This is a genomic window from Photorhabdus caribbeanensis (assembly GCF_018448885.1).
GTDB lineage: Bacteria > Pseudomonadota > Gammaproteobacteria > Enterobacterales > Enterobacteriaceae > Photorhabdus > Photorhabdus caribbeanensis.
In genome coordinates this window covers 176,450-192,713 of record NZ_RCWB01000004.1, presented here as the reverse complement: position 1 = coordinate 192,713, position 16,264 = coordinate 176,450, and the positions used below count along the sequence as shown (strand labels likewise).

General features: G+C 40.9%; 15 protein-coding genes and 1 pseudogene. 11 read left to right on the top strand and 5 right to left on the bottom strand.

Going from position 1 to position 16,264, the window contains the following annotated elements; all coding sequences use genetic code 11:
- Positions 1–234: 234 nt before the first annotated feature.
- Entirely contained in the window at positions 235–816 is a 582-nt protein-coding gene (locus EAE90_RS04985; protein WP_214052535.1) for a beta-class carbonic anhydrase, read from the bottom strand.
- A gap of 249 nt (positions 817–1,065) precedes the next feature.
- Here EAE90_RS04985 and EAE90_RS04980 point away from each other — a divergent pair, with 249 nt between their 5' ends.
- From EAE90_RS04980 to EAE90_RS04940, 10 genes and pseudogenes are all read left to right on the top strand, one after another.
- Positions 1,066–1,560: a cupin domain-containing protein gene (locus EAE90_RS04980; RefSeq protein WP_246550368.1), complete on the top strand. Its 495-nt coding sequence runs from the start codon at positions 1,066–1,068 to the stop codon at positions 1,558–1,560.
- Between the two features lie 121 nt (positions 1,561–1,681).
- Entirely contained in the window at positions 1,682–1,924 is a 243-nt protein-coding gene (locus EAE90_RS04975) for a type II toxin-antitoxin system ParD family antitoxin (RefSeq protein ID WP_011146500.1), read from the top strand.
- A complete protein-coding gene (locus EAE90_RS04970) occupies positions 1,917–2,210 on the top strand; it encodes a type II toxin-antitoxin system RelE/ParE family toxin (RefSeq protein ID WP_214052534.1) in 294 nt (97 codons plus the stop codon). The genes EAE90_RS04975 and EAE90_RS04970 overlap by 8 nt, the downstream gene beginning before the upstream one ends.
- A 289-nt stretch (positions 2,211–2,499) precedes the next feature.
- A complete protein-coding gene (locus EAE90_RS04965) occupies positions 2,500–2,721 on the top strand; it encodes a type II toxin-antitoxin system Phd/YefM family antitoxin (RefSeq protein WP_214052533.1) in 222 nt (73 codons plus the stop codon).
- A gap of 9 nt (positions 2,722–2,730) precedes the next feature.
- Positions 2,731–2,829, top strand: a pseudogene (locus EAE90_RS23640) (type II toxin-antitoxin system death-on-curing family toxin); the annotation flags it as partial.
- A gap of 402 nt (positions 2,830–3,231) precedes the next feature.
- Positions 3,232–5,199, top strand: coding sequence for a PTS mannitol transporter subunit IICBA (locus EAE90_RS04960; protein ID WP_214052532.1), 1,968 nt, complete (start codon positions 3,232–3,234; stop codon positions 5,197–5,199).
- Positions 5,200–5,201: 2 nt separating this feature from the next.
- Positions 5,202–6,362 carry a mannitol-1-phosphate 5-dehydrogenase gene (locus tag EAE90_RS04955; RefSeq protein WP_214052531.1) on the top strand — a complete coding sequence of 387 codons (1,161 nt, stop codon included), beginning with the start codon at positions 5,202–5,204 and terminating at the stop codon, positions 6,360–6,362.
- Positions 6,363–6,452: 90 nt separating this feature from the next.
- Positions 6,453–6,995, top strand: coding sequence for an MltR family transcriptional regulator (locus tag EAE90_RS04950; RefSeq protein WP_214052530.1), 543 nt, complete (start codon positions 6,453–6,455; stop codon positions 6,993–6,995).
- Positions 6,996–7,847: 852 nt separating this feature from the next.
- Entirely contained in the window at positions 7,848–8,126 is a 279-nt protein-coding gene (locus EAE90_RS04945; RefSeq protein WP_214052529.1) for an LCI fold-containing protein, read from the top strand.
- A gap of 554 nt (positions 8,127–8,680) precedes the next feature.
- Positions 8,681–8,947, top strand: a complete 267-nt coding sequence (locus tag EAE90_RS04940) for an LCI fold-containing protein (RefSeq protein ID WP_214052528.1) — start codon at positions 8,681–8,683, stop codon at positions 8,945–8,947.
- Positions 8,948–9,071: 124 nt separating this feature from the next.
- On the opposite strand, the gene EAE90_RS04935 is transcribed toward EAE90_RS04940, so the two are convergent.
- The 3 genes from EAE90_RS04935 to EAE90_RS04925 all read right to left on the bottom strand — a co-directional run bounded on the left by EAE90_RS04935 (position 9,072) and on the right by EAE90_RS04925 (position 11,821).
- The gene (locus tag EAE90_RS04935; protein ID WP_214052527.1) at positions 9,072–9,830 is read right to left on the bottom strand and encodes a DUF4184 family protein; all 759 of its coding nucleotides are present in this window, start codon (positions 9,828–9,830) and stop codon (positions 9,072–9,074) included.
- 207 nt (positions 9,831–10,037) lie between these two features.
- Positions 10,038–11,231, bottom strand: a complete 1,194-nt coding sequence (locus EAE90_RS04930) for a DmpA family aminopeptidase (protein ID WP_214052526.1) — start codon at positions 11,229–11,231, stop codon at positions 10,038–10,040.
- A 122-nt stretch (positions 11,232–11,353) separates the two neighbouring features.
- Complete coding sequence (locus EAE90_RS04925; RefSeq protein ID WP_214052525.1) at positions 11,354–11,821, bottom strand: cytidine deaminase; 468 nt, start codon at positions 11,819–11,821, stop codon at positions 11,354–11,356.
- Positions 11,822–12,387: 566 nt separating this feature from the next.
- On the opposite strand from EAE90_RS04925, the gene EAE90_RS04920 reads away from it, so the two are divergent.
- On the top strand, positions 12,388–14,808 hold the full coding sequence (locus EAE90_RS04920) for a hypothetical protein (protein WP_214052524.1): 2,421 nt from the start codon (positions 12,388–12,390) through the stop codon (positions 14,806–14,808).
- A 93-nt stretch (positions 14,809–14,901) separates the two neighbouring features.
- Here EAE90_RS04920 and aptA read toward each other — a convergent pair whose 3' ends face one another.
- Positions 14,902–16,233: an omega-aminotransferase AptA gene (aptA, locus tag EAE90_RS04915; protein ID WP_036780603.1), complete on the bottom strand. Its 1,332-nt coding sequence runs from the start codon at positions 16,231–16,233 to the stop codon at positions 14,902–14,904.
- Positions 16,234–16,264 lie beyond the last annotated feature (31 nt).

Here is a 16,264-nt window from a genome sequence, read left to right as displayed (position 1 = left end):
ATTTTTTTAATTGAATTTAATTTGGGAGAATGGCTACTTTAATATGACCTATATTCCCTAAATGCTTTAGTCTGGTTAACGATAATTATGCATAAAAATGGTTCTCTGAAACTGTTGTTTATTTCAGGAGTGGACACTCATTGAGGCATGGACATCCTTGTCCACATTGATGCCGATAGATTTAAGCAAGCTCATCGTAAATTAAGATCAATAGTTAAAAAATTTCCTGAAAAATCAATCACCTTCTGCAATGCTTGTTGCCTCAGGAACCTCAATTAATTTTCCTGATCTCACATCATATATGTACCCATATATGGAGATATTTGCGGGGACAAGAGGGTGGGTACGAATACGATGAATATCTTCAACTACACTATCAACTTGATTGTTAATGGTAAGCCATTTGATATATTTTCCCTCAGATGATCCTGTACCGTTGCCGACATCTTTAAATCCTTCATCCGTCATTATCGCGCTTTCCAGGCTGCTTTCCAGTAGATCGCCCATGATATTGTCTGTAAAAAGTTCCATCCCACAATTAGTATGGTGAATGACAAACCACTCTTTTGTGCCAAAAAGTTTATAGGAAATAATAAGTGAACGAATGGCATCATCGCTGGCCCTTCCGCCGGCATTACGAATAATATGAGCGTCACCTTCAGATAAACCTGCAAATTTTGCTGGATCTAACCTAGCATCCATACACGTCAATATGGCAAATCTTCTGACAGCAGGTAAACCAAGGTTTTTTTTATCACCAAAAGTTGCTGCATATGCAATATTAGCGTCACTTATTTCTCTGATAACACTGCTCATCCTTCCTCCCTTCATATTTTCTGGTTTATTTTAAAAAAGCTAGGATATCCATCTAGATCAATGAATATGAGGCTGAAAATACAGATATATAAAAAAAATTTATGAAAAATATATACCTCGTATCCTTTGTACTGGTCAAGTAAATCCTAAGTGTTTCAATAGACATTGTGATGTAATGATGTTTTCGGAGTTTTCAGTGGAGAAAGTTGTATCTTAAAAAAGTTCTAAAGTAATCATGGTGCGCATGGTATGGTTCACTACAGGTCATCTACCAAATTTATGCACTATGCACAAGGAAACCATATGCGGTTATCTATTCAAACCTTATCAGCCTTTACATCTTTTGCTTTCCTGATTGCTCCGTTTTTCACTCAAGCCCATAGCGGCAATACTGCTGGTATTAACGTTGAAAAATTGCTTGAGACTGAAAAGTCTTGGGATGGCGTGTCTTACCAGGGATACCCTAAAGGCACTCCTCAGCTTTCAGTTCTCAAAATTACTATTGCTCCAAATACTAGCCTTGCCTGGCATCAGCACCCGATACCTAATGTCGCTTACGTGCTGGACGGGGTGTTAACGGCAGAGAAAAAATCCAGTGGCGAAAAACGTCTTATAAAGGCGGGAGAGGTGGTACCGGAGATGGTTGACAGCACTCATCGCGGTTACACAGGCAAAGAAGGCGCTACTCTCGTGGTCTTCTATGCGGGGCAAAAAGGGTTCCCTCTTTCTAAACCTGTTGAGTAAAAATTACTCAAGTGCGAAGACGAAAAAACGTGTCAGCGTTGGGATTAACATAGTCCGCTGGCGATCATTATTATGCCTTGTTATAATTGTATTACTCAGTAATACATGAAGAGACGAATTTATGGCACGAGTAACTAGTGTGACCCTTGGTGAGCACTTCAACGGGTTTGTTGGTGATATGATCCAATCTGGTCGTTATGGCAACACATCCGAAGTTGTCCGCGATGCTTTGCGCCTGATGGAGGCTCGCGAGCAGCGTATTCAGAATGTTCGTGAAATGGTGCTGGCTGGCCTGAATTCTCCTGTCAGCAAAAACAGCATGGATGATATTTTTGTAATGGCAGCGAAGGATTTAAATGTATAAGTTTTCCGAATTGGCTGATGACGACATATTTCATATTGCCCGTTATACGATACAGCAATTTGGTCAAAACCAGGCGAAGCGTTATCACGATGAACTGAAAAGAACTTTCGAGTTACTAGCCATATCTCCTTGGATTGGTAGGGAATGTGATTGGATATGCGCAGGAATGCGCCGCTTCGAGTTCAAGAAACATTCCATCTATTACATGTTGCAGGATGACGACATCTTCATTTCACGCGTCATTCACCAGTCGATGGACGTTGATATACTCGACTTTCTAGAATAAGTTACGGTGATTGTTATAATAATTCTCTATAATTGCCGCCGTATTAAAAGTGAAGAAGGTGATCGCTTAGGTGGTCACCGGGCTCAATAATAAAACAGCTCATTGCCAGCCGCGCAGCGTGGAACTTTTGAACTTTGCCATTGGTGCTATAATTATAGTGCGCCTAATTTATATTATGTTAAATAACCTTAGACGATGAACAACTTCACATAGAACTAGGTGATTTTTGACACACCTCCCTTTTCCAGTGTTACGATGGGTTGAATGATGCACGTTTTAGGAGATAACCATGCAAACCCATACTTCAACTCAGGCCATAGCCAATATTTCTGTGGTGCTGGATACCGCAGTCAATGGTGAGCCTGTTGAAATCACCTGTCGGGATGGCAGCGCTGCTGTAGTGATCAGTAAAGCGGAATTCGAGGTGTATCAGAATGCAAAGCTGGATGCCGAGTTTGATACCATGATGCAACGTCATGGTCACACAGTAGCAGCGTTGACTGACCGATGATTTGGGTGAGTGCTCATTATTGCCTTCCACGATCACATCCTGCAACGTTTTCCCGGCGTTGCCGGGATAGTAAATCTTGGTAGAGCGCAGGCATTGATTTATCGTGTGTAGAACTGGATTCACTATGAAGGTGTTACTTACTTTTTGTAACCTGCCGCAACTTACTGAATACCATTGCCCTCCTCTCCTTTTGGTCTTGGATAAAGATATTTTGTGATCTAATTCTCTATTTAAGAAAAATGCCCACTAAATAAAAGGTGATTTAGTTCACGTTATTTTTGTTTTCAGCTTAATATTTAAGCTATTTAATTTTTCTGCATGAGTAAAATGTGATCTGAGAGATATAAATAAGGCGTGAAGAAGAGGAACTTGGTGATATTAATCACAAAAAACCCCGTGGTACGCATCCGAAAAAAGGCGTGATAAAGTGAAGGTGTTCAACAATCAACAGGCGTTATTTGGCGATAACGTCTACCAAACCTTATCTTTCTCGTACCACGAGGTTTTGTCATGGTAACATCAAATATCAAATTAAAGGTACAGAATTTTGGGCGCTTTCTCAGTAATATGGTCATGCCCAACCTCAGTGCTTTTATTGCGTGGGGGCTTATCTCTGCCCTATTCATCCCGACTGGTTGGTTCCCGAATGAAACGCTGGCGCGACTCGTCGGCCCCATGATCACCTATCTACTCCCCTTGCTAATAGGCTATACCGGAGGCCGTCTGGTCGGTGGCGAGCGTGGTGGTATCGTTGGCGCTATCACAACCATTGGGGTCATTGCCGGCGCAGAGATTCCTATGTTTATGGGGGCTATGATCGCAGGCCCATTAGGAGGTTTTGCCATCCGTCATTTTGACCGCCGGGTGGAAGGTAAAGTTAAAAGCGGTTTTGAAATGCTGCTGAATAATTTTTCATCAGGCATTATCGGGATGCTCCTTGCAATACTTGCCTATCTGGCAATTGGTCCTTTAATAGCTGAGATATCAAAAGTTCTGGCTGCCGGTGTGAACGTGATAGTCGCATATAATCTGCTGCCACTGACGTCTATCGTTGTCGAACCAGCAAAAATCCTGTTCCTCAACAATGCAATCAACCACGGTATTTTCTCTCCCCTGGGGATTCATCAGGTAACTGAAACCGGAGCCTCTATCTTCTTCCTGATTGAAGCGAATCCAGGGCCGGGGTTAGGTGTTTTGCTGGCCTACATGTTCTTTGGCAGAGGGAATGCCCAACATACTGCTTCCGGTGCGGCTGTCATTCATTTCCTTGGTGGTATTCATGAAATCTACTTCCCGTATGTATTAATGAACCCTCGTTTGCTGATTGCCTTGATCCTTGGCGGCATGACAGGAGTTTTCGTCATGGGAGTATTCCATGCTGGACTGATTTCTCCGACATCTCCTGGCTCTATCTTTGCTGTACTGCTGATGACGCCGAAATCTTCTCTTATTGGTGTGGTTCTTTCGGTGTGTAGTGCAACGTTGGTTTCATTTCTGGTATCAGCCATTTTGCTGAAGAGAACCCGTATCGGTGATGAAGATACTTTGAGCCATGCCACTCAGCGGGTACGTGATATGAAAGCGCCCAACTTGGCGAATAAACAGAGGGAAGCCGCTCTGACAGACAGCCATAATAAAAACTTATCCTACGTGAAAAAAATTGTGGTTGCCTGTGACGCAGGTATGGGATCAAGCGCTATGGGCGCGGGCTTACTAGCGAAAAAAGTGCATGATGCGGGATTGGCTGACATTTCTGTTACCAACATGGCGATAAACGATCTGAAAGATGATGTGGATATCGTGGTGACGCACCGGGATTTGACAGACAGGGCAAAAATCTTTGCGCCGGGCGCCATTCATATCTCACTGACCCATTTTCTGAACAGTCAAGTATACAGCGACCTTGTTACCCGCCTGATAGCAGAAAAGCATCCGAGTGCGGCAAACGATGGCAGGATTGTGCGCCGGTCTATCGCGGCTGCCAATGATGAATATTATGACCAAGAAAACCAAGAGGAGCTGCTATTTACACTGAATGAGAGCCATATTTACCTTAATCTGACCGCACAGACCAAAGAAGAAGCGATCCGTTTTGCTGGCAACAAGATGGTGGAAGGTGGTTATGTCGAACCGGACTATGTGGATGCGATGCTGGCAAGAGAAAAGTTAACGTCTACCTATCTGGGGGAATCTATTGCCGTTCCTCATGGTACGATTGATGCGAAAGACCGGGTGCTTAAAACCGGCATCGTGATTTGCCAGTATCCGGCCGGTGTGCAATTTGGTGAAGAGCCTGACGAAATCGCTTGTCTGGTGATAGGTATTGCTGCTCGTAGCAATGAGCATATTGAAGTCATTGCCCACATTACCCACACGCTTGATGAAGACGGCGTGATTGAGCGCCTGAGCAAAACGCAGAGTGTTCAGGAAGTGCTGGAAATCTTATCAGGTAAAGTGCAGCTTAAGCAGAGAGGTTGATCATGAAAGTGATTCATTTTGGCGCCGGTAATATTGGCCGAGGCTTTATCGGTAAACTTCTGGCTGATGCTAATTCAGATATGACATTTGCTGATATTAACCAGCCGTTGGTTGACCAGTTGGCACATAAGCAGTCCTATCAGGTTCATATTGTGGGCAAAGAACATCGCGTTGAAAGCGTGCGACAAGTTAATGCCATCAATAGCACTGATCCGAAAACAGTGGAATACATTGTACAGGCTGACATAGTGACAACCGCCATTGGCTCGCAGGTATTGGAGAAGATCGCCACAACATTGGCAAAAGGCATCATGTTGCGCAAAGAAACTGGCAATGACCGACCTCTGAACATTATTGCCTGTGAAAATATGGTTCGCGGAACCAGCCAGTTGAAACAGCATGTACTGGCAGTTATTCCACAGGTAGATCATGAATGGGTGCAACGGCATGTCGGTTTTGTTGATTCAGCCGTAGACAGAATTGTGCCGCCAACAGATGCTGCCAACGATGATCCTTTGGATGTCACCGTTGAAACATTCAGTGAGTGGATTGTTGACCAGACACAATTTAAAGGAGAAATCCCGACTATCAACGGCATGGAACTGACCGATAACCTGATGGCGTTTGTGGAGCGTAAACTGTTTACCCTCAATACTGGTCATGCCATCACGGCTTATTTGGGACAACTCTTCGGTCATAAGACGATTTGTGCAGCAATCAATGATCCTCAGATTCGTACCATTGTTAAAGGCGCAATGGAAGAAAGTGGTCGGGTGTTAATAAGGCGTTACAGTTTTTCCCCTAATAACCATGCGCAATATATAGAAAAGATACTGAATCGCTTTGCTAACCCCTATTTACAGGATGATGTAGAACGCGTCGGGCGTCAGCCGATACGTAAACTCAGCCCAGAGGATCGGTTAATTAAGCCGTTATCAGGGACTCTGGCCTATCATTTGGCGAACGATAACCTGATTACAGGCATTGCTGCGGCTTTGCATTTCAGGAGTGATTCTGATCCGCAGGCTGTAGAAATGAGCAGGATAATCAACGACGAAGGTATACAACAGGCCGTTCTCCGTATTTGCCGACTGGATGTTCAGTCTCCTATTATTGAGCGTATAGGCAGTGAATATCAGCGCTTAGGGGAACTTATCCGGTGAACACGGTAATCAATTTCTACACTTAATGAAACTGTTAAAATTCACTTCATGGCTACAGTGAACAACGTCGTCGTGAAGTGAAGAATCATCATGGAAAATAGACAAAAAACAGAAAACCAGCTCCTCGAACGGCTCAACAAGCGAGCCGAGGTCAAGCCATTTATTCAGGAAGTGATCCACCTGATAACGGGAGCTATTGACCAGTTGATGCTAAAAGTTTTCCGTAAAGATGATTATGCCGTGAAATATGCTGTTGAACCGCTCCTCCAGGGAGATGGCCCGCTGGGCGAACTGGCAGTCAGACTTAAATTGGTTTATGCGCTTGGCGCTATTTCCCGTGAAATCTATGAAGACATCGAACTTTTTCTGGCTTTAAATGAAACGTTACAGCAAGAACAGCAGCGTTATGAATTTACGGATGATGAAATCATTGGCCCGATTAGGATGTTGCACTGTATGGGGGTTTTACCTGAGATGATGCGCTTTGACCAGCCAGAGGATGTGATTGATCAGCAATTGATTGATTTACAAAAGTACCGATATAAACAAATGGTGCGTTCTTCTTTGGTGCTGGCAGTGACGGTATTAGTGACCGAAATTTTGGATACGGGGGAGATTGGAATAGGGATATGAAGCCCGACTCTCCAAAGTGGACAGCATCGCAGCATTACAGAAGGATAGATGCTCCGTCTCAATAATATGTTGTCACCCTCCTCTCCTACTTTTTTGGATGATTACACTGGTGTTTTTTGAAGCTTATATTTGGTTGTGTTTGAAGATTAATTTTTAAATTAAATTCATTTTTCACATGAAAATATAAAAAGTGAATTTATTATGAAAATAAAAATGATGTTTTTAGGGAATCATGAATGTTTTTATTTGGTAGCCACATAATTACGATGAAAGTACTTATTTGGAAGTATTATAGTTAATAGATATAGCATTTGAAGGCAATAATTATAAAAAGAATTTTTTACCATAATTATTCTGAAAAATAATGAAGTAAAATGTTTGCTGTTAATCACATTAATAACATCCAGAGTCAGGATAGTTGACATTATTACCAGAGAATCCATTCGGCGTGAGTGAGTGAAATATAAACGAACTCAATTGTCAGCGCCGACTTTCCCTTATTTAAAGCACCACCATATTGTTACCTTTTCAGATTAAATATGTGAGGTAAATCATAAATTCCAGCGAGGTTAAATATACTGACATTAAAGATAGTTTCATGGAAAACTATAGGAAAATAAATTGTCATTATATATTAGATTTGCCCTTTTTGATTTCTGCTACTATTATGGTAAATGGAATTTAGGTTTCCAACCTAATTCCAATTAGGATGAAAGATATAAGCAGTTTTTGAATTTTAAAATTGTAACATCATCGATGTGGTGATTTAGATTTTGCATGCATTGTCACATATGATTTTGGTAAATAATACGTTTAAATATGTAAATTCTGAAACTATTTAAGGAGAATCTTATGTTCAAGAAATTATTAACAGTTGGGGCATTAGCAACAGCATTAATTGGAGGGATTGGGACTGCATCGGCACTTGAAAAATGCCCGAATCAGAACATAGGCCAAAATGGCTCTATGTATACCAGATATGTTGTTAATCCTACTAACAATTTTGCTAATGTATTTGAGCAAAATCATAATGGTAAAACGATTAAATGGTATTTTAAAGGCGTTGTTAAAGCTTGTAATTATAATGGACGTACTGCTTACTCCGCTTACTATGAAGGTAGAGCAAAATAAAACTCTACCGAAAAGCCTCTTATTAGAGGCTTTTTAGAACACTGACAAACCCCGTTTAAAATAACGGGGTTTTTGCTTTTAACGTGAATAATCATATTTCCTATTTTTCCTTTATTGGTTATAGATTATCCCCTTTTTCTACTACTCATAAATTAAATTCATTGTGACATGTCTTAATTCTTTAGGATTGTGGATTGCTCTAAAATATCCTAATAAGAGAAGTTTTTTCTTATGTCATTAGTCAGAATAAAACAATTAAGTATAAAAATTTTTCGTGAAACTGATTCTATACAAAACAAATTAAATATACGGGCATTAAAGATAGTTTCATGGAAAACTATAGGAAAATAAATTGTCATTATATATTAGATTTGCCCTTTTTGATTTCTGCTATTATTATGGTAAATGGAATTTAGGTTTCCAACCTAATTCCACCTAGGATGAAAAATATAAGCAGTTTTTGAATTTTAAAATTGTAACATCATCGATGTGGTGATTTAGATTTTGCACTTATTATGTGAATCTACCTTCTGAAACTATTTAAGGAGAATTCTATGTTCAAGAAATTATTAACAGTTGGGGCATTAGCAACAGTATTAATCGGAGGAGTTGGGACTGCATCGGCATTCAATGGATATGAACACTGTTACAGTTCGGAAGGATACGATAGTGGAAAGGGGGTAAAAGTTAGATCTGTTGTTCATTCTAGTAACGTTTTTGCTAATGTAATTAAAGAAGGTGGGTATAAATGGTATTTTAAAGCTTCTAAATCTTGTGGTAATGGACGATATGTCGCTCTCTATGAAGGTAGAAAAATATAAAATTATACCGAAAATCTTCTTATTATAGGATTTTTAGAGTGCTGAAAAACCTCGTTAAAAATAACGGTTTTTTTCTTTTGTTATGAAAAGAAATATAAACATAATATTTCTCTTTTGATGAAGATTAAACAGGTTTAATCTTCGCAGAATAATACCTTATCCATAAAGCAATAAATACCAGAACAATAAAAAAAACTGATACAGATAGAGTAAGTTCCTTAAAAATAAACTTGCTTATATTTATCCCCGATACCTCCCAGGATAAAAGCAATGCTACAGGGCATGTTAAAAAACCTGAGATAAATCCAATAACAATCAAATAGTAAAGTTTTCTTTTGTTCGTTTTTTGAATAACAGGAGCCAATGTTTTCTGATATCGCCAGTACTTTATGGTGAGGTACAATAACCCTAACAATGAACTGAGATGCTGTAGAATTTTATATATACTTATCCCCTGCCCATTGGTAATGAAATGGAAAATGCGGAACTGTAGTAGAGGAATTAGCTCGACAAAGAAACCTTTATCGTGTGTGAATGCATCCCAGACAATATGGGTTACAGCCCCTATAAATAACGACAACACAAAAATAATTCTGTCCTTATAATCCTGTTTTTTATAACGAGCAAAGGATATTGGGAAAAGGACGGATAAAGGATATGATAAAAGACGTACAATTAAAAATATCAATAGACATAAAGGAAATGCGGTATAAAACCATCCGGGTAAGTGATGCGCAGTGGTTGCTATATCATATAACCCAACAGAGTAAAAGAAATCGGGAGACAAACTACCCATAATTAACGCAGGCAAATTCAATAACCTTCCCCCCGGGAGATTTTTCAAAGGAAAAACGGCTGCTGGATGTGAAAATGTCCACGGCATTGCGAAAAATCCTGAAATAAATGTTAAAGTCTGCGATAGGAAATTTTACCATTGACCTATCTTCTAGACAATTACCGCAGATGAATTTAGAGATTCCCAATACCGCATATATCGATCGTATTGTTGAAGTATGTTGTTGAAATATGATAGTTACCGACTTCGATTTCAGATTTAGAACCTTTAATCAAAGTCGGTAACTTGTTTCTTTTAAATTGAAGTGTCAGATTGAGTCTGAGCTAAGACATTATGTTTTTTTAATATCTCTTTAACTCTATCTTTAGGAATAGAAAACGAAGTATTGCCATTTCTCCCAACCATTTTTTTGGCGGCGATCATAGCATTAATTATTGCTTCTTCTGTTGCATTTATTGTAGCTTCATACAAAGGATCTAGTTGGTCATTTGACAGTATTTTTATTGTCTTTACATCCTTTCTAGAGAAAGCATCACTATTTGCGGTCGAAAATGCAATAAATATCTCACCGCTGGTATTTCTGGCTACCCCACCTACCTTTGCCAGTCCAAGAGATACTCGTTTAGCTATTTTATCTAATTGGTGAGGAGCTAATGGTGCGTCTGTAGCCACCACGGCTATTATAGAACCGGCATCCTTTATTTCTTTCTTGTTTCCATGATATATCGGTTTGAGATCCTGTATTTCTTTACCAACTGGAATCCCTGCAATAATCAAATCATCCCTATCACCAAAGTTGCCTTGAACAAGAACGCCAACAGTATATCCGCCATCTTTTTTATCCAGAATTCTTGATGAAGTACCTGTGCCTCCCTTAAACTTAAAAAGGTTCATTCCCGTTCCGCCGCCGACATTACCCTCTGCTATTGCCCCTGATTTAGCGCTATCCAACGCATGATATACATGTTCTTTTTTTACATGCATACCGTTTATATCATTCAATATCCCATCCCACGTTTCTGCAACCACAGGTAATAACCAAAATAAATCATCTTTTAGTGGTGACGTTAGATTATTATCAAACATCCAGCTAATTGTTGAGTCTCTAACAACACCAACACTATGAGTGTTGGTTATTAATATTGGCGTTTCCAGAAAACCACTTTCTTTGACCCATTGATTGCCTGTCATATCTCCATTTCCATTTAAAGAAAATGTACTAGAAAATACCGGGCTAAATTTCTTTCCTCTTGGCAATATAGCTGTTACGCCTGTTCTTATTGGGCCTTTTCCAACTTCTAGCTTTCCATCGCCTTCTATTATGGTTGAATAGCCAACTTCTACACCACTAACATCGGTAATCGCATTATATTTCCCCGTTACTCCAGAGAAAGGAATGCCTAAATCCCTTGCTCTAATCTCATTGGCTAAAGAGTTAGAAGCTATCACTGTCGATATAGATAAAACTATAATATTTAATATTTTCATAACTACTCCTTGTTATACCAAACTAACTCGAAGGTTTAAGATTCTGAACATGAAGATCTAATACGAAAGGGATACATTTTTAACTAGTCGGTATACCCTTTTGTACTATTACCGTAATTATATTATTTAGGTTTGTAATTTATTGTGATATTCCGCTGATATTTAGCCGGGAGTAAGTCCATGATTGGACATTTCACGCAGTTGTGTTTCTCGTCTTGGATAAGCGCCATTGCTTGTGGCGCATAGTCAGAAATCAGTTCTCGACACATACCACATGGAGACACGATGCTAATCTCCCCGTCACCAGAGTGATAAACAGCCACTATAGTATCGATGTCGGCGGAGCCGTATTCTGTCACAGCACGCCCAAGCGCAATGGCTTCTGCGCAAACTGCGATACGACCAACATTTGCTTCAAGATGCACGCCCGTTACAATTTCGCCAGAGCGCAGACGCAGTGCGGCGCCCACAACATGCCAATCCGGTTTGTATCGAGATATGATCGCCGCTTTTGCAGCTTCAATTAGGGAAACATCTTGTTCTTCAAGAACGACGTTTTCGTTATTTGGAATCATTATTATTTCTCGCATTATTTCTAATTAACTTGAGTTATAGATAAAAGATAATATTGAGTGCTTGTTCTAAGATTATAACTTTCGACCAAGAAAAAACCGATCTTAATAAAGACATCGACAACACCGCCAAGGCTATTATTGATCCTTTCTGTCTTCATGTTTGTGGTATACCTACAAAGATCACATAAAACTTAAAAAAATAGTGAAAATTTGTATTCTCAATATTGAATAAGGACCAAGATCAATAATAATGAATGAGATAAGATAATGGACATTGCTATACCCGTCGTCTTTCAAGCTGCCTCTTTGTTGGTTGCACTCACTCACCCCGGTAACAGAGTTATCTATGCTCCCGGGGATTCGTTCCCTTGCCGTCGCGATGCAACTTGAAATCCATAGGGTATATACCGATTTTATATAAAACATATGCTCCCGGGGATTCGCTCCCTTGCCGCCGCGATGCATCTTGAAATCCATAGGGTATAAATATGGATACTTTTTACTATATCAGGCTTTACTTGTGGCTTGAGGTATGATTAAAGCCAGCACATTTTAATAATTAATTGTAGAGAAGTTAGTAAATGCATAATTACATCGGAATTTGTGTGGTCTCTCAGTCCCAAATCGTGAGCCAAGGAGTGAAAGAAGCGATTAACAAGTTGGAATTGTCAATTGCTGCTGAATCTGATCATGGTGAAGTCTGTAAACTTAATTCAACAGTTTCAGTTGATCTTATTATGACGTACTTGCTTCAGCAAGCTAGAAGATATTTACTTTTCTATCAGAAAAAGCATCAATTTTCTTTTCATGTCATGACCTATGAAACACTGGATGACGCTCTGGCTGATATCGCACTGCATCCAGACAGAACACTCGATTTGGTCATTGCTGATGATCTGTTTTTACAATATGGACATTACGAGCGGGTCAGTCATCAGTTTTTCCGATTGTTTGAGGCGAATCCTGGGAAATTGTCACCCTATTCTTTCCTGCTCTCTTTATCAGAGATGATTCCTGGTAGTGCACGGGTACAAGTGATGGATTCAGTGACACTCAATATTTGGCAGCCAGATCCGCTTGTTTGGGAGATACAGGTGCTAAAAAACCTAATGAATCATTTGGATAGCACTTATATTAATCCATTACTTGTTAGAGCGACGACTTCTAAAGTAACAATATCATCAATGGCACAGTTTATTCATGATTATATGGAGTACCACTTCCAGGAGCGTTGGGACTTCCACTACTATACTGGGTCGGTGATCTCCGGGTTTATCGATTCCATGCTTCGTTTGTGTGATGGTACATCTACCCTGTGTGAAAGTGGGCCGAATGAGCACAGCTTGGCAGTTTCTGCGCTTTGTGGCTGGCAGTTCTATCAGCGTGGTTATGTAATTGCGGTAACTTCCGGCATGATCGATGAGTTTCGCGGCACACTATACAACCTGAAACGTGCTCATGCGCCAGGCATCATCATTTGTGCAGATAGTCCTAGAAATAGTTGGTTCCCATTTCAAGGTACGATGCATAGAGATTATGATAGTAAGAAGTCGATTGAGGCAAAAGGAATTCCGTGCGTTTATATCGATGATCAATTGAACTTGCCTGAGCGGTTAAATGAGGCAATAGATTTATTACATGCTCAACCCGGCCCAGTGTTTATTCTTGCGACCCAATCAGTTTTGGAATGTACACTGAAACCTGGGCAGCTACCCCACCCGAGTCAGTGGAGCCTTTTGGTTCCGCAGATTGAGGGTAATGAAGCATCCGTTATGGATGCAGTGATGTCTCTGATCAACCATGACAAGCGTCGTATACTGTGGCAATGTTGTCATTTAACGGATCATGAACGTGAGCTGATTTATCTAATTGCTGAAAAAGCAGGGATAGCGTTAGTAGATACGATAGTATCTCCGGGGGCGGTCAGTGATTACTACCAGCAAAAGCCTGTTAGTAATTATATTGGAACTCTGGCGGTTTACGGCTTTAGCAGCAAAGTATTTCATTACCTACATGAAGGGCAGCAGCTTGCTAATCCTGAAAGCCAGAGTATTTTTTTCCTTAAAAGTAAAGTCGATGAAGTATCCTCGCCATTTTCCGTCAGTAAACTTAAAAATAAATGTCATATTATTCAGGTGAATTGTCGTTTAGAGCATATGTCGCCTTACACTGATCTGGCGGTACATAGCTATTTACTTTCGTTCTTAAAAACTGTTCTTGCTCGACTTAATGTGGATGAAAAGGTACTTGCTTATCGTCGTCGCGAACTGGAGCGAGTTCAGAATTACCCTAACACCACCCCGATAGATTGGTTGCCACAGGTGCCGATGTCGCCCAATTACTTTTATGCCCATTTAGGGAAGCAGTTGCATAATCTGATTAGTGAGCAGGGGTTTGTCTATACCGGGGTTTATGATGTAGGGAAGTGTGGAATCGGGGCGATGCGGAATTTACCGAAAACAGGGAAAGGGTTTTCAGGTTGGTATGGTCGGGCACTGATGGGGGATGCGTTGATGTCATTGCCTTATTTGGCTCGTACATCATCCCAGAATATTCTGGCATTTATTGGTGATGGCGCCAGAGATTTAATCCCAAACATTGAGTCCCATGTTGAACGAGCATTGATGCAAAATCCTCATCGGCAGAAGATCAATATTTCTGTGTTTTATCTTTGCAATGGCATGCTGTCGATGATTCGATCATATATCGATATGCGAAGTGCGACAAATAATACAAAACAGACCTTTCTTGCTGCATCGTCGCGTAATTTGTCTTTGTTTACTGCTTCTAATGTCCAGATTATCCCTGACGTACATGCAACAACACAGGTAATTCGTGAGCGTTGGACAACATTTGACGCAACCTATTGTGAAACCATGTTAACCACCCCTCAAACCATTTATTTTATCGATGTCATGCTCTCACATGACTCCGATGGGGATGGGATGGTCCTGTTCTCTGAAGCCGCATGGCAGCGTGCCAATATAATAAGGAAGGATTGAAATTTAAAAAGCCCAAGAGTGGCTGTACTTTTGGGCTTTACTCTAAACCTTTGAGTTTAGCAATATTGAAGATCTTATGGGTACATACTTTCCTTAGTTAATGTAATGCAATACTTCTCCAACAGCATCAAAAAGACGATCCAAATCAGCCCGTTCAGCATTGAACATAGGCCCGAATTGCAGCGTATCACCGCTAAAGCGTACGTAAAAACCCGCTTTCCAAAGTATCATGCTGGCATCAAAAGGACGTACAGCGGCGTCACCGTCACGGGCAGCCAATTCAATTGCCCCCACCAAGCCACAGTTGCGGATATCAGTCACATTTGGGCAATTTGCGAGAGAATGAAGGGCCATTTCAAAATGAGGAGCAAGTTCAGCAGAGCGCTGGATAAGGTGGTCTTTATCTAGCAGATCCAAGGTTGCCAACCCGGCGGCACAAGCTACCGGATGTGCCGAATAGGTATAACCATGATTAAACTCCACAAGGTGTTCTGGTAGTGGCTGAGACATAAAGGCTTCATAAATTTCACTGCTTGCCACTACGCCTCCCAGAGGAATGGAGCCATTGGTAATTTGTTTGGCAAAATTAAGCATATCTGGCGTCACACCAAAATATTCAGCACCAGTCCAGCGCCCCATGCGACCAAAGCCAGTAATAACTTCATCAAAAATCAACAAAATATTATGTTGATCACAAATTTCACGCAGACGTTGTAGATACCCTTTGGGCGGAATGATCGCACCGGCGGAACCGGCCACCGGCTCGACAATCACTGCCGCGATATTGGAGGCATCATGCAGTTCGATCAGCTTGAGCATCTCGTTGGCCAATTCCACGCCGCCGGTTTTTGCCATACCTGGCGTAAATGCCATATTGGCCTGTAGCGTATGGGATAAGTGATCTACGTCCATCAACTGTCCGAACATTTTGCGATTGCCGCCAATCCCGCCCAAACTGGTACCTGCAATATTGACGCCATGATAACCACGTGCACGGCCAATCAGTTTGGTTTTCGTGGGTTGGCCTTTCACACGCCAGTAGGCTTGCGCCATTTTGACTGAGGTGTCTAAAGTCTCAGAACCTGAGCTGGTGAAAAAGACGTGATTGAGATCACCAGGTGTTAAATTGGCAATTTTTTCTGCCAGTTGAAACGATAAGGGATGACCGCACTGAAAGCCTGGTGAGTAATCGAGGGTACTCAATTGAGCAGCGACAGCTTTTTGAATTTCTGTCCGGGTATGGCCTGCGCCACAGGTCCAAAGACCGGACAGACTGTCATAAATTTTTCGCCCCTTATGGTCCTTTAGCCAGTGTCCTTCGGCAGCCACGATAAGACGTGGATCGCGTTGGAAATTGCGGTTGGCACTAAATGGCATCCAATGAGATTTTAGGTTTAACGATTCAGAAAAACAGGTTTCAGACATAGCTAAGTTCCTCTCATAAAAGTAAAATTTG